This is a genomic window from Streptomyces sp. CT34 (genome assembly GCF_000805335.1).
GTDB lineage: Bacteria > Actinomycetota > Actinomycetes > Streptomycetales > Streptomycetaceae > Streptomyces.
Genome location: NZ_KN708638.1, coordinates 1,114,016 through 1,130,471 on the forward strand (window position 1 = coordinate 1,114,016; position 16,456 = coordinate 1,130,471).

General features: G+C 72.1%; 16 protein-coding genes and 2 pseudogenes. 5 read left to right on the forward strand and 13 right to left on the reverse strand.

The genetic code is table 11. The annotated features are described in order from the left end of the window. Positions 1–801 precede the first annotated feature (801 nt). Together RZ84_RS39535 and RZ84_RS05060 are read left to right on the forward strand one after the other, a co-directional pair. Complete coding sequence (locus RZ84_RS39535) at positions 802–1,077, forward strand: hypothetical protein (protein ID WP_198539940.1); 276 nt, start codon at positions 802–804, stop codon at positions 1,075–1,077. A 579-nt stretch (positions 1,078–1,656) separates the two neighbouring features. Further along, positions 1,657–3,339, forward strand: a complete 1,683-nt coding sequence (locus RZ84_RS05060; protein ID WP_043263263.1) for a sensor histidine kinase — start codon at positions 1,657–1,659, stop codon at positions 3,337–3,339. A 92-nt stretch (positions 3,340–3,431) separates the two neighbouring features. Here the strand turns inward: RZ84_RS05060 and RZ84_RS36135 are convergent. Beyond that, positions 3,432–3,750, reverse strand: a pseudogene (locus tag RZ84_RS36135) (ATP-grasp domain-containing protein); the annotation flags it as partial. Between the two features lie 356 nt (positions 3,751–4,106). On the opposite strand from RZ84_RS36135, the gene RZ84_RS05065 reads away from it, so the two are divergent. The 3 genes from RZ84_RS05065 to lnt all read left to right on the forward strand — a co-directional run bounded on the left by RZ84_RS05065 (position 4,107) and on the right by lnt (position 8,214). After that, positions 4,107–6,077 (forward strand): ABC transporter ATP-binding protein, encoded by a 1,971-nt coding sequence (locus RZ84_RS05065; RefSeq protein WP_043263264.1) that lies wholly within the window; start codon positions 4,107–4,109, stop codon positions 6,075–6,077. A 60-nt stretch (positions 6,078–6,137) separates the two neighbouring features. Continuing rightward, the gene (locus tag RZ84_RS05070; RefSeq protein WP_043263265.1) at positions 6,138–6,620 is read left to right on the forward strand and encodes a nuclear transport factor 2 family protein; all 483 of its coding nucleotides are present in this window, start codon (positions 6,138–6,140) and stop codon (positions 6,618–6,620) included. Between the two features lie 61 nt (positions 6,621–6,681). After that, entirely contained in the window at positions 6,682–8,214 is a 1,533-nt protein-coding gene (gene lnt, locus RZ84_RS05075; protein WP_043263266.1) for an apolipoprotein N-acyltransferase, read from the forward strand. Here the strand turns inward: lnt and RZ84_RS05080 are convergent. The 12 genes and pseudogenes from RZ84_RS05080 to RZ84_RS36140 all read right to left on the reverse strand — a co-directional run bounded on the left by RZ84_RS05080 (position 8,186) and on the right by RZ84_RS36140 (position 16,327). Next, the gene (locus RZ84_RS05080) at positions 8,186–9,091 is read right to left on the reverse strand and encodes a Gfo/Idh/MocA family protein (protein ID WP_043263267.1); all 906 of its coding nucleotides are present in this window, start codon (positions 9,089–9,091) and stop codon (positions 8,186–8,188) included. The two genes, lnt and RZ84_RS05080, sit on opposite strands and share 29 nt — an antisense overlap. Before the next feature lie 128 nt (positions 9,092–9,219). After that, a complete protein-coding gene (locus tag RZ84_RS05085; RefSeq protein ID WP_241777586.1) occupies positions 9,220–9,579 on the reverse strand; it encodes a hypothetical protein in 360 nt (119 codons plus the stop codon). Positions 9,580–9,630: 51 nt separating this feature from the next. Then, positions 9,631–10,173 carry a hypothetical protein gene (locus RZ84_RS05090; protein ID WP_043263269.1) on the reverse strand — a complete coding sequence of 181 codons (543 nt, stop codon included), beginning with the start codon at positions 10,171–10,173 and terminating at the stop codon, positions 9,631–9,633. A 198-nt stretch (positions 10,174–10,371) separates the two neighbouring features. Beyond that, a complete protein-coding gene (locus RZ84_RS05095; protein ID WP_043269189.1) occupies positions 10,372–11,040 on the reverse strand; it encodes a uracil-DNA glycosylase in 669 nt (222 codons plus the stop codon). A 151-nt stretch (positions 11,041–11,191) separates the two neighbouring features. Continuing rightward, positions 11,192–11,296 (reverse strand): annotated as a pseudogene (locus tag RZ84_RS40620) (aldo/keto reductase); the annotation flags it as partial. Between the two features lie 257 nt (positions 11,297–11,553). After that, positions 11,554–12,324, reverse strand: a complete 771-nt coding sequence (locus tag RZ84_RS05105; RefSeq protein ID WP_043269190.1) for an SDR family oxidoreductase — start codon at positions 12,322–12,324, stop codon at positions 11,554–11,556. A 52-nt stretch (positions 12,325–12,376) separates the two neighbouring features. Continuing rightward, positions 12,377–13,138, reverse strand: coding sequence for a 3-oxoacyl-ACP reductase FabG (fabG, locus tag RZ84_RS05110; protein WP_043263271.1), 762 nt, complete (start codon positions 13,136–13,138; stop codon positions 12,377–12,379). Positions 13,139–13,403: 265 nt separating this feature from the next. Beyond that, the gene (locus RZ84_RS05115) at positions 13,404–13,799 is read right to left on the reverse strand and encodes a DUF3037 domain-containing protein (protein WP_043263272.1); all 396 of its coding nucleotides are present in this window, start codon (positions 13,797–13,799) and stop codon (positions 13,404–13,406) included. Then, on the reverse strand, positions 13,796–14,620 hold the full coding sequence (locus RZ84_RS05120; protein ID WP_043263273.1) for a HipA family kinase: 825 nt from the start codon (positions 14,618–14,620) through the stop codon (positions 13,796–13,798). Before RZ84_RS05120 ends, RZ84_RS05115 begins: the two co-directional genes overlap by 4 nt. 76 nt (positions 14,621–14,696) lie before the next feature. Beyond that, positions 14,697–15,173: a tyrosine-type recombinase/integrase gene (locus RZ84_RS42465; protein WP_347232729.1), complete on the reverse strand. Its 477-nt coding sequence runs from the start codon at positions 15,171–15,173 to the stop codon at positions 14,697–14,699. Positions 15,174–15,390: 217 nt separating this feature from the next. After that, positions 15,391–15,963, reverse strand: a complete 573-nt coding sequence (locus RZ84_RS42470; protein ID WP_347232730.1) for a tyrosine-type recombinase/integrase — start codon at positions 15,961–15,963, stop codon at positions 15,391–15,393. Between the two features lie 91 nt (positions 15,964–16,054). Further along, entirely contained in the window at positions 16,055–16,327 is a 273-nt protein-coding gene (locus RZ84_RS36140) for a helix-turn-helix transcriptional regulator (protein WP_078893586.1), read from the reverse strand. Positions 16,328–16,456 lie beyond the last annotated feature (129 nt).

The following is a 16,456-nucleotide window of genomic DNA, read 5'->3' on the forward strand; positions in this document are numbered from 1 at the left end:
GGCCCGCCCCACCCGAACCCTTGCGGGGCGCCGCGCCGTCCGGACCCCCGTCCCTGCCCTACCGACGTCACGCCTTGTCCGCGTACCCGGGGTGGTCACCAACGCCGAGGCCCGGGGCGGCCGGGACACCTCCACAACGGCACCACCGGACCGGAGCGCGGGAACGCAGCCGCCCGTGCCCCCACGGTGATACTGCGCGGACGCAGGCCCCACGAAGGCCAAGCGCCACCGTCCCGAACGGCGCCACGCTCACGCCCCGCGACCAGATCAACCGCGGCCCTTCCCTCACCCGCGCCGAGATCACCGCCGGCGGCGCCCTACGCCTGTACGAATCGTTCGACCAACCCACGTGGATCAGCCACGTTGGCGTCGTCTACCGCACAGGACGACAACTAGGGCTCCTTACAAGGGCCTTGGCGAGGAAACGCCTCACAGACCGCATACCAGGACACGTGCCCCACACCCAATGACCCACCTCTGTCCGCCTTGTGCACTCGCAGCCGCGGGCGAGTCCCTGCACGACCTCGCCGTACTCGGCTCCCGCGTCCGCGGTGAACTCCCGTGGCAGGGCGCCCGCGACATCATCGAGGGCACTCCGCATTGTGAATGTCCGATAGGTCAGTGACGAGTTGGCTGCCGATCGCTCAGCGCGGGTGGGTCGGTAGGCGCGTGCCGTCCCCCCGAATGGGTGAGAGAAGGTGCCTCAAGGTGTGGGGACGGGCTTCTTGGCGGGGTGGTCGGTCAAGCTTGTCGGAGTTCGCTGAACGTTCTTTGCACACGGGGACTTTGGAAGGTGGAACGATGTACTCCAAGACCATTGCCGCCACGCTGCTGGCCGGGACTGCCGTGCTGGGCACAGCAGGAGCGGCCGCTGCTGAGTCGCCGGGCGGCAGAGCCACGGAGCCGGTAACCGGCGCACTGGCGAACCTTCCTGTGGAATCCGTGATGAAAGCACTTCCGGCAGGTGGTCCCGAATCCCTGGCCGCGGGCCGGAACGCGCTGAGGTCCGGCCTGGCCACCGCGCCGGTGACGGTCGACACGACCCTCGGCGCGATGGCTGCCGGTGGCGAGGGCTAGCGGCTGTCCGGTGGTTCGCCAAGAGGACGAGGACTGATCCTCCGACTCACCGGACACGCGCTCTCCGTCGCGGTAACACGGCGGCGCCCCCGTCGGGATCTCTCCCGACGGGGGCGCCTTGTTGCGTCTCCCAGGCCACGAGGGTGTGTTCAGAGGAGAGGAAACCCGAGAAGTTCCTCCCCGAGAAGTTTCTCCCCTAAGCAGTTCCTCATCGACCACACGGGGAAGATCACCGGCCGCTTCCGGCCACGCACGGAACCGGAGGCCGACGAGCTGGTGGCAGCCATCGAGGCCGCGCTCCCGGCGGTCTGATCCGCGGGGCCGGGGCCGAGCCCGCGCGGGGCATCGTGCCGTACGCCCCCGCCCCGCCTCCGCGACGGTGGCTCTTTGCACGCACCCACGGCCCGCCCCTGACCTCGGACCACACCATCCAGCCTGCCCGGCCCGGAGAGCGGGTCGGACCACCGGGGCTCGGGTCATCGGGAGCTCCCGCACGGTGAGCAACCGCACGAATGTCACTCTTCCGGGCGAACTAGACTGTTCGAACGAGCCCGATGCGTCCGACCAGAAGCAGAACGAATGCCGCAGTCCGCAGAGCACCCCGAGCCCGCCGCCCGGCACGACGGATCCACGTCGGCTGCGGACCTCGCGGAGCGCACCGCACGGAGCCTGCGCGATCTGGCCGGCGGCCCGATCTCCCGGCTTCCGCAGCTGCTGGAGGCGATGGTCACCGTCGGCTCCGACCTGGACGTCCACCACGCGCTGGACCGGATCGCGGAGACCGCCGCCTCGCTCACCGGCGCCCGCTATGCCGCCGTGGGCGTCCTCAACGAGGAGGGCGACGGGCTGCGCGATCTCGTCACCCACGGCATCTCCCCGGAGGAGGCGCGGCGGATCGGACGCCTCCCGGACGGCCACAGCGGGATCATCGGCGCGCTGCTGCACGGCGCGGAGGCGGTCCGGATCGCCGACGTCCGGAACGATCCACGGACCTGCGGCACGCTCCCCGAGGGGCATCCGGCGATCCGCTCGTTCCTCGGCGTCCCCATACAGGTGCAGGGCGAGCTGTTCGGCAGTCTCTACCTGGCCGGGAAGCCGGACGACGGGGAGTTCAGCGAGGTCGACTTCCATCTGGTGCGGGTGCTGGCCACCGAGGCCGGTATCGCGATGGGCAACGCCCGGATGCACGCCGCCGCCCGGCAGCGCCGGCGCTGGATCGACGGCGCGGCGTCCGTCACCACGGCGCTGCTGGCCGGTCCCGAGGCCCACTCCACGACGGAGCACGCGCTCACCGTCGTCGCCGAGAAGGGCCGGGAGCTCGCCGAGGCGGCGACCGGGGCGGTCCTGCTGCCGCACCCCGGCGGCGGGATGGAGGTCGTGGCGATCTCCACGGTGCTGTCGGAAGCCGTCCGGGCCGAGGCGTTCGGCGGCACGATCCCGCCGGAGAGCCCGGTCCTGCACCGGATACACGCCGGGCTCGCGGTCTTCTCCGACGACTTCGCCGGCGACCCCCGCTCGATCTCGCCGCTGTCCCGCCACTACGGCCCGACGATGCTGCTGCCGCTGCGCAGCAACGGGCGGGTGCTGGGCGCGCTGGCGCTGTGCCGGATGCCCGACGGCCGGCGCTTCACGCACCCGGAGCGGACCCTGGGCACCCAGTTCGCGGCCCAGGCCGCGCTCGCCCTCGTGCTCGCCGACCGCCACCGCGACCGGCAGCGGCTCGCGGTCTACGAGGACCGCGACCGGATAGCCCGTGATCTGCACGACCTGGTCATCCAGCGGCTGTTCGCCACCGGCATGATGCTGGAGAGCGCCCAGCGCCGGGCCGTCGTCCCCGAGGTCCGGGAGAGCGTCGGCCAGGCCGTCGACGAGCTGGACGCGACGATCCAGGAGATCCGCACCGCGATCTTCGCGCTCCAGCAAGGGCCGCCGGAGGCACCGCCGGGGCTCCGCACCCGGGTGCTGCGGGAGGCCCGCGCGGCCACCGAGGCGCTGGGCGCCCGGCCGTCCGTGCAGTTCGTGGGACCGGTGGACGCCCGGATCGACGAGGAGACCGGGCGGGCCCTGGTGAAGGTGCTGCGCGAGACGCTGGCCGGGATGGCGGAGCGGGCCGCGAGACCCGGGGGAGCCGGGGCGGCGGCGCCGGCCCGGGTCGTGGTGGACGCCACCGCCGCGCCGGCCGACGGCCGCGCGGGCGTACGGCTGACGGTGACGCGCGGGGACGGCGCCGGCGAGCCGATGGTGTGGGAACAGCCGCTGTAGGCAGGGGCGTTCGGCCCGGGTGCCCCGTTGGCCGGGGTCCGGCCGTCGGGGCGCAGCGGGCCGGGGCGGCGCCCGGCGTCCCAGCCGGCGCGCCGCACGAACGGCAGGTCCCGGACCGCCACCGCCGCGCGCGGGCCCGCCGCCCGCAGCACGGTGTCCGGCGCCTCCTCCGGGTCCGCGGTGTAACGGCCGCTCACCCCAGGCGGCGTTGGCCTCGATGACCGCCCAACGGCCGTCCGTGCGGCCGATGTCGACGACGATCGCGGAGGGCAGGGCCGGGCCGCAGCGGGCGAGCAGGTCGGCGCCGAAGGCCGCCGCGTCCGGGCCGAGCGGTCCGGGGCGCAGGCGGGGGGCCTCGGCGTAGCGGCCGCCGGTGCGGACCTCGCCGTCGAGGACGTGGAGCCGGTATTCGACGATGGGTGGCGCGCCGCCTGTCGGGCACGGCGAAGGTGGGCAGTTGGACGGTGCGCGGGCCGCGCCGGCCGGCGGTGTCGCGGAGTTCGGTGGCGGTGGCGGAGGCGGAGGCGGAACGGCGCGGCAGCGGCGGCGTCGCGGCCCCGGCCGCCGCCGTCCCGCCGGCGTCCGTGGTGCCGCCGCGGTCGCCCCCGTGTCGCATGGCGGTCACCGCAGCGGCGGGCGTGGGGCGCCCTCAGGGGTGATCGGTCCGGAATTCCTTGACCTCAAGATTGGTTTAGGTTCTATGTTCTTTCTTGTCGCCGGTCACGCACGGCGATCCCGTGACGACCCCGGCAATCAGGAGGCCCGCGATGGACATGGAAGTCACCGCCTGGCATTCACTGCACAGCACGATGACCGCACAGCAGGGCAGGCGCCGCTTCTCCCGGGGAACGCTGCGCCGCATCACGGCCTTCGCCCGCCCGCACCGCCGCAAGCTCGGGTGGTTCCTGGTGCTCAGCACGGTCACCGCGATGCTCGCCGTGGCCACCCCGCTCCTCGCCGGGCGGGTGGTGGACGCCATCGTCGGGGGCCGCTCGGCCGGTCTGGTCCTGGGGCTCTCCGGGCTGATCGCGGCCATCGCGCTCGCCGAGGCGGGCCTGGGGCTGCTGACCCGCTGGCTGTCGGCGAGCATCGGCGAGGGGTTGATCCTCGACCTGCGGACCACGGTCTACGACCACGTCCAGCGGATGCCGATCGCCTTCTTCACCCGGACCCGCACCGGGGCGCTGGTCAGCCGGCTCAACAACGATGTGATCGGCGCCCAGCGGGCGTTCAGCGACACCCTCTCCGGCGTCGTCAGCAACATCGTGACGCTGCTGCTCACCCTCGCGGTGATGCTCAGCCTGTCCTGGCCGATCACGCTGATCGCACTGGTGCTGCTGCCGGTGTTCGTGCTGCCCGCCCGACGGGTCGGCCGGCGGCTGGCGGATCTGCGCCGGGAGGGCGCCGACCACAACGCCGCGATGGGCACCCAGATGACCGAGCGGTTCTCCGCGCCGGGCGCCACGCTGGTCAAGCTGATGGGCCGGCCGTCCCGTGAGTCCGCCGAATTCGCCGCGCGGGCCCGGCGGGTGCGCGACATCGGCGTCCGCTCGGCGATGGTGCAGACGTACTTCGTCACCGCGCTCACCCTGGTCTCCGCGCTGGCGCTGGCCGTGGTCTACGGCCTGGGCGGGTTCCTGGCGCTGCGCGGGCAGCTGGAGGCCGGCTCGATCGTCTCGCTGGCGCTGCTGCTCACCCGGCTCTACGCCCCGCTGACCGCGCTCTCCGGCGCGCACATCGAGGTGATGAGCGCGCTGGTCAGCTTCGAGCGGGTCTTCGAGGTGCTGGACCTCAAGCCGCTGATCACCGAGAAGCCGGACGCCCGCGACGTCCCCGAGGGCCCGGTGTCGGTGGAGTTCGACTCCGTCCGCTTCGGCTACCCCTCCGCGGACAAGGTCTCGCTGGCCTCCCTGGAGGAGGTCGCCACCCTCGACACCCGGGGCGGCGAAGAGGTCCTGCACGGCATCTCGTTCCGCGCCGAACCGGGCCAGATGGTCGCCCTGGTCGGCTCCTCGGGCGCCGGAAAGTCGACCATCGCCCAGCTGCTGCCGCGGCTGTACGACACCGACTCCGGCGCGGTCCGGCTGGGCGGCGAGGACGTCCGCGAGCTGACCGCCGCCTCCCTGCGCGACACCCTCGGCATGGTCACCCAGGACGGCCACCTCTTCCACGACTCCATCCGGGAGAACCTGCTGCTGGCCAAGCCGGAGGCGGCCGACGACGAGCTGTGGGACGCGCTGCGCCGCGCCCGCCTGGACGAGCTGATCGCCTCGCTGCCCGACGGCCTGGACACCGTCGTCGGCGAGCGCGGCTACCGGCTCTCCGGCGGCGAACGGCAGCGGCTGACCATCGCCCGGCTGCTGCTCGCCCACCCGCGGGTGGTGATCCTGGACGAGGCGACCGCCCACCTGGACAACACCTCCGAGGCGGCCGTCCAGGAGGCCCTGACCGAGGCACTCGACGGGCGGACCGCGCTGGTGATCGCCCACCGGCTGTCGACCGTACGGGCCGCCGACCTGATCCTGGTCGTCGAGGGCGGCCGGATCGTCGAGCGGGGCACCCACGAGACGCTGCTGGCGCAGGACGGGCGGTACGCGGAGCTGTACCGCACGCAGTTCGCCGCCGCGCAGGCCGGCACCGCGAGCCCGGCCGGCTCCCCGGAGATCGTCGGCTCCCCCGTCGACACCGTGCCGGAAGCCGGCCCGGACCTCGTCCCCGGGGCACCGCTGGTCAACTGACGGCGCACCGGATGGCCCCCGCCCCTTGGCGGGGGCCTTGGCATACCGAAAACTGAGGCGATGACGCAGCGCGCGGAACACTCGACCGTCATGGACCGTCTCGCGATCGACGACCTGATCACCGGATACGCCACCACCGTGGACGACGGCGACTGGCCGGGCTACCTGGCCCTGTTCAGCCGGGACGGCCGGGCCGACTACCGCTCGGCGGGCGGCATCGAAGGCACCGTGGAGGAGGTCGCGGTCTGGCTCGCCCAGGTATTGCACCTCTTCGCCGTACGGCAGCACCTGATCGTCAACCGCCGCATCACCTTCGCCTCGCAGGACGGTTCCCCGGCCGACACCGCCACCGTCCGGGCCGACTACCTCAACCCGATGCGGCTGGCCGACCCCGATCCGGACGCCGCGGGCCCGACCGCCCCCGACTACACCTGCGGGGGCCGCTATCACTTCACCGCGCGCCGCACTCCCGATGGCTGGCGGCTGACCGGCGTCGTGGTGCACGAGAAGTGGCGCGAGGTGCTGAGGCCTGACAACGCTTGACGAGGGCAACACTTCACGGCGAGAGGTTCACCGCAGCGGCAACCGGCGACAGGGAGCGCAGATGGACACACCGCCCGGCGGCACGGTCCCCCGGTCCCGATCCCTCTGGGCGCGGGGCCCGGCCGCCGCGCTCGCGGGGGCGCTGCCGTCCCTCGCCTTCCCCGAGGCGTCCTGGTGGTGGTTCGCGTATGTCGCCCTCGTGCCGTGGCTGCTGCTGGTGCGCTCGGCGGCGACGCCGCGGCGGGCGGCGCTCTACGGGTGGCTGGGCGGCGCCGGGTTCATGCTGGCGGTGCACCACTGGCTGCTGCCGAGCCTGCACATCTTCATCCTCGTACTGGCGCTGCTGCTCGGGGCGCTGTGGGCGCCCTGGGGGCTGCTGGTGCGGGCCCTGCTGGCCGGGACGCCCGGGGCGGGGCGCTGCGCCGCGGCCCTGGTCCTGGTGCCGTCCGGCTGGCTGATGGTCGAACTGGTCCGCTCCTGGGAGTACTTGGGCGGGCCCTGGGGACTGCTCGGCGCCAGCCAGTGGGAGGTGCCGCCCGCGCTCCGGCTGGCGTCGCTCGGCGGCGTATGGCTGCTGAGCCTGCTCATCGTGGCCGTGAACACCGCCCTGGCCGAGCTGATCGCCCTGCGGAGTGCCCGGCTGCCCGCGGTCGCCGGACTGCTGGGGTGCGCCCTGGCGGCCACCGCTGCCTGGTACGGGGCGCCGCTCCCCCGGCCCGCCGGCACGGTCCGCATCGCGGTCGTCCAACCGGGCCCCGGCGGCACTCCGACCGAGCGCCTGGCCCGCGGCGAAGCGCTCACCGGCGCGCTGGCCGGCCGCGGGGTGCGCCTGGTCGTCTGGGGTGAGAGCAGCCTCTACCAGGACCCCGCCGACCATCCCGTCCTGGCCGGCCACCTGGCAGCGCTCGCCCGCCGCACCGGCGCCGACCTCCTCGTCAACGCCGACGCCCCGGACGCCGACGGCGCCGGCATCTACAAGAGCGCGGTGCTCATCGGCCCGCAGGGACCGACCGGCAAGCGCTACTCCAAGATGCGGCTGGTCCCGTTCGGCGAGTACATACCCGCCCGCTCGCTCCTCGGCTGGGCCACCCACGTCGGCAAGGCCGCCGCCACCGACCGCAAACGCGGCACCCACCAGGTCGTGCTGCCGATCCCCACCGCGGGCGGACTGCGGATCGGCCCCCTGGTGTGCTTCGAGACGGCCTTCCCCGACATGAGCCGGCACCTGGCCCGGGACGGCGCACAGGTACTGGTCGCCCAGTCCTCGACCTCGACGTTCCAGGACAGCTGGGCCCCCGCCCAGCACGCGTCGCTCGCCGCGCTGCGCGCCGCGGAGACCTGGCGCCCCATGATCCACGCCACCCTCACCGGCGTCAGCGCGGTCCACGGCCCCCGGGGCGAGCAGATCGGCCCCCGCCTCGGCACCGACCGCAGCACGGCCGCCGTCTACGACCTCCCGCTGGCCACCGGCACCAGCCCCTACACCCGCTTCGGCGACTGGGCGCTGTACGCGGCGATCGCCGCGCTGCTGCTCTTCGGCGCCCACTCCGCCGTCCGGGCCCGCCTCAGGCGGCCTGCGCGACCGCTTCCCTGACCACCCGCTCGCACAGCTCATGGGTCCGCAGCGCGTCCTGGGCGGACACCCGCCGCCCGGCCCGTACGTCGTCCAGGAACGCCCGCACGATCTGCTCGATCCCCCGCTGGCGGGCCACCGGAACCCAGTCACCGCGGCGCCGGACGGTGGGCTGCCCCTTGTGGTCGACGACCTCCGCAAGGTTGACCACCTGGCGCCGGGTGTCCTGTCCGGAGACGTCGAGCAGTTCCTCCGTGGAGCCGCTGAGGCGGTTCATCGTGCCGATGGCCGTGAACCCGTCACCGGAGAGCTGGAGCACGACATGCTCCATCAGCCCGTGGCGCACCCGGGCCCGCACGTCGATGTGGTCGATGTCGCCCGGCACCAGGAACCGCAGCGTGTCGACGACATGGATGAAGTCGTCGAGCACCATCGTGCGCGGGTCCTCGGCCATCCCGACGCGGTTCTTCTGCATCAGGATCAGATCGCGCGGGTGCTCCCGGCACTGCGCGTACCCCGGTGCGAAGCGGCGGTTGAAGCCGACCGCGAGCCCCACCCCGCGGTCCTCGGCGAGCTGGACGATCCGCCGGGTGTCCGCGATGTCGTACGCGATCGGCTTGTCCACGTAGGTCGGCACGCCGGCCTCGACGAGCCGGGTCACGATCTCGGGGTGCGCCACCGTCGCGGCATGCACGAAGGCGGCGTCCAGACCGGCGGCGAGCAGCGAGTCCAGGTCCGTGTGCAGCTGCCGCCCGGTCAGCCGGTAGGAGTCGCCGACCCGTTGGAGGGTGGCCGGGGTCCGGGTCTGGAGATGCAGTTCGACCCCCGGCTGGGTGCCCAGTACGGGCAGATACGCCTTCTGCGCGATGTCGCCGAGCCCGATGCAGCCGACCTTCACTCGCTCTCCTCTGTTGCGTTCCGGGGTGGTGCCTGTCCGGCGTGTGGCGTGCCGGGGTTCGGTCCCACCGGCCAGGTGGCCGCTGCGTCCGCATCCCGGCCCACCGCACCGCACGCCGTGGCGAAAGCCTACGGGGCGGCCGGCGGACGCCGGTCGGCGATGCCGTGGAGGACGCGCGGCGCGAGGTCCGGTGCCGGCCGCGCGGTGGCCGTCGTCGCCGCGTCGCGCAGCGCGCACGCGGGCCGGGACCGCCAGGTCGAGAGCCGGCCGATCCGCTCGGCACGGCGTGCCACGTCCATGGTGCGCGGCAGCCCCTGCCGGGTGTACGCGGCGAGCACGGCGGCGAGATCCGCGTCCGGGGCGGCCTCGTGGGCGCGCTGTCCCTCGCACCGCACCGTAGCCACCCGCGCGGCGCCGCGCGCCTCGTGCTCGGAAGTGATCGACGCAATGCTACGGGGGCGAGGATCGCCTGAAGGGAAGGCGGACATGGCGCGGCCTTCCTTGGAGGCGGCCCTCTTCGGAGGCGGCCCTCTTCGGAGCTAGCGCGACGGGCCCGCGGCGCCGCCGATACGCAGCTCCAGCCGGTCGATCGCGTCCTTGAGGCGCTGGCGGTGTTCGCCGTCGGCGAGGGCGTTGACGGACGCCCTCGCCCGGAGGAGCTGGGCGCGGGCGTCGGCGGGGCGGTCGAGTCCGGCGTAGTCGGCCGCGAGGTTGAGATGCAGCGAGGGGAAGAACGCCCGGAGCGCGACGAGGGGGTGGCGGGGCCCCGGGCCGTCGGTGACGCCCGGTGCGCCGGCGGCGGTTCCGGTCTCCGTGGGGCGCTCCGTGACGAAGCCCTCCGCCGCCTCCAGGGCCCGCAGATCCCAGTCCAGTTCGTCTCTCGGGTCATCCTGGGTGTCGGCCATGTAGTGCGCGAGGGCGCAGCGGTGGAAGGCGTCTCCCTGGGGCCCGACTTCCTGCCAGAGGTCCCCGAGGCGGTTGCGCGCCTCCTCCCGGTCACCGGCCCGGTGCAGCATGATCGCCTGGCCGATCCGGGTCAGCACTCCGTCCTCGGGCGTCGCCGCCCGCCGATTCTCCGCCACCGCGCACTCCCCGCGTTCGCTCACCGCCACCACTGGGCTTGTCTCGACGCTAACCGGGCGTGGCGTGCCCGACGCGCCGGGGGAGGCCGATCGGGCCCAGGCCCAAGACGCCACCTCGGCGCGAGCGGGGCGCGGACGCCGCCGCCTGCGCCCGTCGCATACGGACGGCAGCCTTACGGGCGGAACGGAGGGGGCCGCTCAGCCCAGGTCGGGGATGCGCCAGTCGATCGGGGCGTGGCCCTGCGCGGCGATCGCCTCGTTGATCTGGGTGAAGGGGCGGGATCCGAAGAACTTCTTCGCGGAGAGCGGCGAGGGGTGCGCACCCTGCACCACGGCGTGCCGCTCCTCGTCGATCAGCGGCAGCTTCTTCTTGGCGTAGTTCCCCCAGAGCACGAAGACGGCCGGGTCCGGGCGGGCGGCGACCGCGCGGATCACCGCGTCGGTGACCTTCTCCCAGCCCTTGCCCTTGTGCGAGTTGGCCTCGCCCTCGCGGACCGTGAGAACGGCGTTGAGCAGCAGCACGCCCTGCTGGGCCCAGGGCATCAGATAGCCGTTGTCCGGAACCGGGTGGCCCAGTTCCTCCTTCATCTCCTTGTAGATGTTCCGCAGCGACGGCGGCGTCTTCACACCGGGCTGCACGGAGAAGCACAGGCCGTGGCCCTGCCCCCGGCCGTGGTACGGGTCCTGTCCGAGGATGAGCACCTTGACCCGGTCGTACGGCGTCGCCTCCAGCGCCGCGAAGACCTGCTCGCGGGGCGGGTAGACGGGACCGTTGGCCCGCTCCTGCTCCACGAAGTCGGTGAGCTCCTTGAAGTAGGGCTTCGCCAACTCCTCGCCCAGGACCTCGCGCCAGGACTCGGGCAGCATGTCGGTGACCACGTCAACAACCTCCGGTGTGCGTTCCGTTCTCACTGACAGAACCTACCGGCGACCACTGACAATCACGGTCCCGGGCCGGAATCCGACGGCTGCGGGCCCCGGGCTCGCCCCGCCCGGCCCGGACGAACCCGGCCGGCGTCCCCACGGTCTCCTCCAGGGGGACGCCGCCGTCCTCGATGTGCGCGCAGGAGCGAGCGACCCGGTCGGTGCCCAGCCGGCGGAGGCTGCCCTCGGCGGCGGTGCGCCGGGCGGCCGCACCCAGGTCCTCGGCGTCGGCGGGCCGGCGGAGGCCGCGGGCCGGGTCGGGCTCCCGCCTGGTGGCGACCATCGTGCGGTGACACACGGCATGCCTCCCCGGCGGGCCCGCCGACGCACGTGGTGCCGGCCCCCGAGGGACCGGCACCACGGACTCTGCCTGTTGGAGCGCACGCGAAGGCAAAGGGCACGCGAAGGCGAGGCGCACGGGAAGGCAAGCCGACCGGCCTGGGCCGGCCGCCGTCCTCACACCCCGGCGTTCAGGAACAGCCCGCCGTCGACGACCAGCGTCTGACCGGTGATCCAGCCGGCCGCGTCGGACAGCAGGAAGGCCGCGGCCCCGCCGATGTCCTCCGGGACGCCCAGCCGCCCCATGGGGTAGCCGGCTGCCGCCTCCTCCTCGCGGTTCTCGAAGAGCGCCGACGCGAACTTCGTCTTGATCACCGCGGGTGCGATGGAGTTGACCCGCACCACCGGCGCGAACTCGTGGGCCAGCTGGAGCGACAGGTTCACCATCGCGGCCTTGCTCATCCCGTAGGCGCCGAGGAACGGCGAGGCGCTGACCCCGGCGATCGACGCGATGTTGACGATCGCGCCGCCGTTGTCCTTCTGCCAGGCGTGCCAGGTGCGCTGCGCGAAGCCGAGCGCCGAGATCACGTTGGTCTCGTACACCTTGCGCGCCACGTTGAGGTCGAGGTCGGCTATCGGGCCGAACACCGGGTTCGTACCGGCGTTGTTGACGAGGTAGTCGACCCGGCCGAAGGTCTGCATCGCCCGCTCGACGGCGTCGGCCTGGTGTGCCTCGTCGTGCGCCTTGCCGGCGACGGCGAGCACCCGGTCCGCGCCCAGCCGCTCGGCGGCCTCCTTGAGGGCGTCCTCGTTGCGGCCGGTGATGACGACCCGGTCCCCGCGGGCGATCAGCGCCTCGGCGATGCCGTACCCGATGCCGCGGCTGGCGCCGGTGACCAGTGCCACCTTGCCGGAGAGTGCGGGGCGTTGGCAGCTCTGCTCGGTCATGTCGGTCATATGTGGTTCCCCTGCTCCTGTACTCCTGCGGTCGGTGCGGCGGTCAGCAGAGCGGCCCACCGGCGACGTACAGGACCTGGCCGGAGACGAATCCGGCGTCCTCGCCCGTGAAGAAGGCGATCGCGTTGGCGATGTCCTCGGGCCTGCCGACGCGCTGCACCGGGATCTGCGTGGCGGCGGCGGCCTGGAAGTCCTCGAAGCCCATGCCGACGCGCTCGGCGGTGGCGGCGGTCATGTCGGTGGCGATGAACCCGGGGGCGACGGCGTTCGCGGTGACGCCGAACTTGCCGAGCTCGATGGCGAGGGTCTTGGTGAAGCCCTGGAGGCCGGCCTTGGCCGCGGAGTAGTTGACCTGGCCGCGGTTGCCCAGCGCCGAGCTGGAGGAGAGGTTGACGATCCGGCCGAACTCGGCGTCCACCATGTGCTTCTGACAGGCGCGCGACATCAGGAACGCGCCCCGCAGATGCACGTTCATGACGGTGTCCCAGTCGGTGTCGCTCATCTTGAACAGCAGGTTGTCGCGGAGCACACCGGCGTTGTTCACGAGGACGGTCGGCGCGCCGAGCTCCGACGCGACCCGCTCGACGGCCGCCGCCACCTGTTCCGCGTCGGAGACGTCGCAGCCGACCGCGATGGCCTTGCCGCCGGCCGCGGTGATCTTGCCGACGGTGTCCTTGCAGGCCGCCTCGTCGAGGTCGAGCACGGCGACGGCGCGGCCCTCGGCGGCCAGGCGTACGGCGGTGGCCGCACCGATGCCGCGGGCCGCGCCCGTCACGATGGCGACACGCTGTTCGGTGGTGGACATGCGGGTTCTCCTCACCCTCGAATCCTCGGAACCTCGAACACCTCGACCTGCGGCCCGCCCCCCGGTACAGGTGAGCAACCGCTTAGTAGCCTCAGCAGGGCTGACGCTAGAAGCCCGGCCACCCGCTGTCAACGCCCCACCACCGACCGGCGGGACACATCGGCCCCGAGCGCCCCACCCCGTACGCGACGGGGCGGGCTCCCCACGGAAGGAAGCCCGCCCCACCTCGCCTCGTGTCACGTGTCACGTGTCATGTCGCCCCGCCTCACCGCACCAGCAGCTCCAGCAGGCGCTCCACCTCGGCCGCGGGATCGGCGGTCAGCCCGGTGTGCACCGGACCCGGCTGGACGATCGTGCTGCGCGGTGCGATCAGCCAGCGGAAGCGCCGCCCCGCGTCCTCCCCCGCCGCCTGCCCGGCCCGTGCGCCGCCCTCGCAGAGACTCTCCACGGCACCCAGCGCGGCCCGTACACCGGCGATGTCCACCGCCGGGTCCAATGCCAGCAGCCGGGCCTCGTCGAGATGGGTCCGGGCCTCGACGAACCGGCGGGCGCCGCAGTACACGACCACCCCCGCGTTGATCATTTCGCCACGCTCGACCCGCGGCACGACCCTCAGCAGCGCGTACTCGAAAACGTCGCGCCCGTTGTGCAGTCCGCTCACTTCACGGCCCTCCGCGGCAGCTTGCCCGCCAGCCACTCCGGCGCCTGCGAGGGCTTGTCCCTGGTCGGCTCCCCGATGGTGATGTGGTCGCCGATGGTCCGCGCGCGGGCCAGCAGGGTGCGCACATACGCCCGGCGCAGTTCGTCCGGCGAGTCGAAGCCGGGCTCGTCGACGAGCCATTCCTCCGGCACGTCGGCCGCGATCCCGGTCAGCAGCTCCTCGGTGATCTGCGGCCCGAACTCGGCGGCTGCCGCGGCGACATCAGGGCCGAAGGTGGCCAGCACATGGTCGGAGGCGTTGTACGGGCGGATCGAAGCCTGCTCCGCGGTCGGCCAGTTGTGGTGCCAGATCATCGCGGCACCATGGTCGATCAGCCACAACTCGCCGTGCCACACCAGCAGATTGGGATTGCGCCACGACCTGTCGACGTTGTTGATCAGCGCGTCGAACCACACCACCCGGCCCGCCTCACGGGCGCCGACCTCGAAGGCCAGCGGGTCGAACCCGAGTGACCCGGGCAGGTAGTCCATCCCCAGGTTCAGCCCGCCGCTGGCCTTCAGCAGCTCCTGTACTTCCTGATCGGGCTCGCTCAGCCCGATGACGGGATCGAGCTGCATCCGTACCAGGTCGGGCACCCGCAGCCCGAGCCGGCGCCCCAGCTCACCGCAGATCACCTCGGCGACGAGCGTCTTGCGGCCCTGGCCCGCGCCCGTGAACTTCATGATGTAGGTGCCGAGATCGTCCCCCTCGACGATCCCCGGCAGCGATCCGCCCTCACGCAACGGCGTGACGTAGCGGGTCGCGGCGACCTCTTTCAACACTTTCCCAGGCCATCCATCTCTTCAGCCTTGCAATGCAAGATCAACCTCGGAGGGGCGTAGCAACAGGAGTCGCCCGTCAACGGCCCTGGGGAGAATCTGGGGAGTTTCGACCGGCACGCAGATTTCCCTGTCTCCCCAGCAGTCCGTCAATGGCCGTCCGCCCCTTGCTTCCGGCCTCGGGCATGAAGTGAGCATAGTAACCGAGGGTGATCGCTGGCGAGGAGTGCCCGAGCCAGCGTGCCAAGGTCACGACGGACTCTCCGGCCTCCAGCATGATCGAGGCATAAGTGTGCCGCAGCACGTGGAAGCCGTCCTGCGGGGCCGCCGCCCACTCCCAGGGTTTCGCTCCCTCGGCGCGCGGCGGGATGATGCCGGCCTCTGCCAACGCGGGCTTCCAGGTGTAGGTGTTCCACGTGTTCACCGCGACGGCGTTGCCGAATCGTGTGGTGAGCAGCAGGGAGAACTTCCTCCTCTGCCCGTCCGGCTTCCCCCACGGAAGCTCCACCTCCCCTGGCGGGAACGCTTCGACGTGGCGCTTCAACTCCTCGGCCACCGAGGGGGGGCATGTCGACGATACGGGTCTTGGCTCCCTTCGGCAGGGCGAAGTACAACCTTCCCCTGATCGCCTGGATTTGGCGGCGGACGTGGAGGACGCCTCGCGCGCAGTCGATGTCCTCCGGACTCAACCCGAACACCTCGCCCTGACGGAGTCCGCAGCCCAGGCCGACTACGACGGCTACCCGGTTTCGCGGGCTGATCACGTCGCGGACTCACAGTGCCCTCTCCAACGGCCACGCCTCGCGTCGCTCCTGCGGCGCCTTGGGCCACCGCACGGATTTCGCGTGCATCGGATTCCTGGCAAGCCGCTTGTCGTCGACGGCAGCCTCCAGAATGGAGGACAGCTCGGACAGGATGCCGCGCCGGTAGTCGACCGAGGAGACAGTGACCTCCAACTTCGCTATGTACGCACGCAGATCCGCCGCCGTGATGTTTCTGAGCGGGAGTTCGCCCAGGTGCGGAACGATATGGAGGCGCGCTCTCCGCTCCTGGTTGTCCTGAGTCTTCGGAACACCCCCTTTGCCCGGCGCCCAGTGCGTCGTTATGTAGTCGGCCAGCGTGATGGATCCGTCGCGCGGATCCACGAACTCGCCCCGTTCCTCGTCCGTGGCTGACCGACGAAGCCACGCCTTGGCGTCCTCCAGGGTATCGAAGGAACGGTCGCGGACCCCGGGTATGCCGGCGACCTTGTACCGCTTCCCCTTGCCGTAGCGAGCCGTCCTTTCCCTTTTCCCGGTTATGGGGTCCTTCTTCTTGATCCAGCGATCTTCTATGTAGCCCGCCAAGTGCGTCTCCTTGTCGAAGGGGGTGGAAACGGCGCTCTACGACACGTGGCGCCTCAGATACCGACTGTGCGACCGGACCATGCCGCGGAGCTCAGCTCAGCGGGCTCAGGGCCGTGTTGGACCGGGAGTCGGCCTGTTCTTGTTCACGAATCCAGGCATCCAAAGCTTCCCGCCGGTACATGACGCGTCCGCGCGGCCCCATACGGAAGCTTGGTGGCCCCTGCCGCCGGTGCCGCCAGACGTAGAGCGTGTGGGGCGAGAGGCCGAGGTACTCAGCGGCGTCTTTGACGGTCAGGAAAGCTGTGCATGCTGCAAGAGCAGGAGGAAGAGAAGCGGAAGGTGCAAGCAAAGGCTGCGCAGACATAGAGGGCTTCCGTGAGATGCGTCTTTCAACAGAAAGGCGCTGCGGCTTTCAGAGGCAGCAGCAGACAAGAGCCGCGCACTGCCTCCTGGCACCTTTGCGGCACGGTCAACTGCGTCCGCCACGGCTCCA

Coding starts and splice junctions, on each gene's coding strand:
- RZ84_RS05105 (WP_043269190.1), bottom strand. CDS start 12,324: ATGACCGAGCAGAGCTGCCAACGCCCCGCACTCTCCGGCAAGGTGGCA.
- fabG (WP_043263271.1), bottom strand. CDS start 13,138: ATGTCCACCACCGAACAGCGTGTCGCCATCGTGACGGGCGCGGCCCGC.
- RZ84_RS05095 (WP_043269189.1), bottom strand. CDS start 11,040: ATGCTGCCCGAGTCCTGGCGCGAGGTCCTGGGCGAGGAGTTGGCGAAG.
- lnt (WP_043263266.1), top strand. CDS start 6,682: ATGGACACACCGCCCGGCGGCACGGTCCCCCGGTCCCGATCCCTCTGG.
- RZ84_RS05060 (WP_043263263.1), top strand. CDS start 1,657: ATGCCGCAGTCCGCAGAGCACCCCGAGCCCGCCGCCCGGCACGACGGA.
- RZ84_RS05070 (WP_043263265.1), top strand. CDS start 6,138: ATGACGCAGCGCGCGGAACACTCGACCGTCATGGACCGTCTCGCGATC.
- RZ84_RS39535 (WP_198539940.1), top strand. CDS start 802: ATGTACTCCAAGACCATTGCCGCCACGCTGCTGGCCGGGACTGCCGTG.
- RZ84_RS05085 (WP_241777586.1), bottom strand. CDS start 9,579: ATGTCCGCCTTCCCTTCAGGCGATCCTCGCCCCCGTAGCATTGCGTCG.
- RZ84_RS05065 (WP_043263264.1), top strand. CDS start 4,107: ATGGACATGGAAGTCACCGCCTGGCATTCACTGCACAGCACGATGACC.
- RZ84_RS36140 (WP_078893586.1), bottom strand. CDS start 16,327: ATGTCTGCGCAGCCTTTGCTTGCACCTTCCGCTTCTCTTCCTCCTGCT.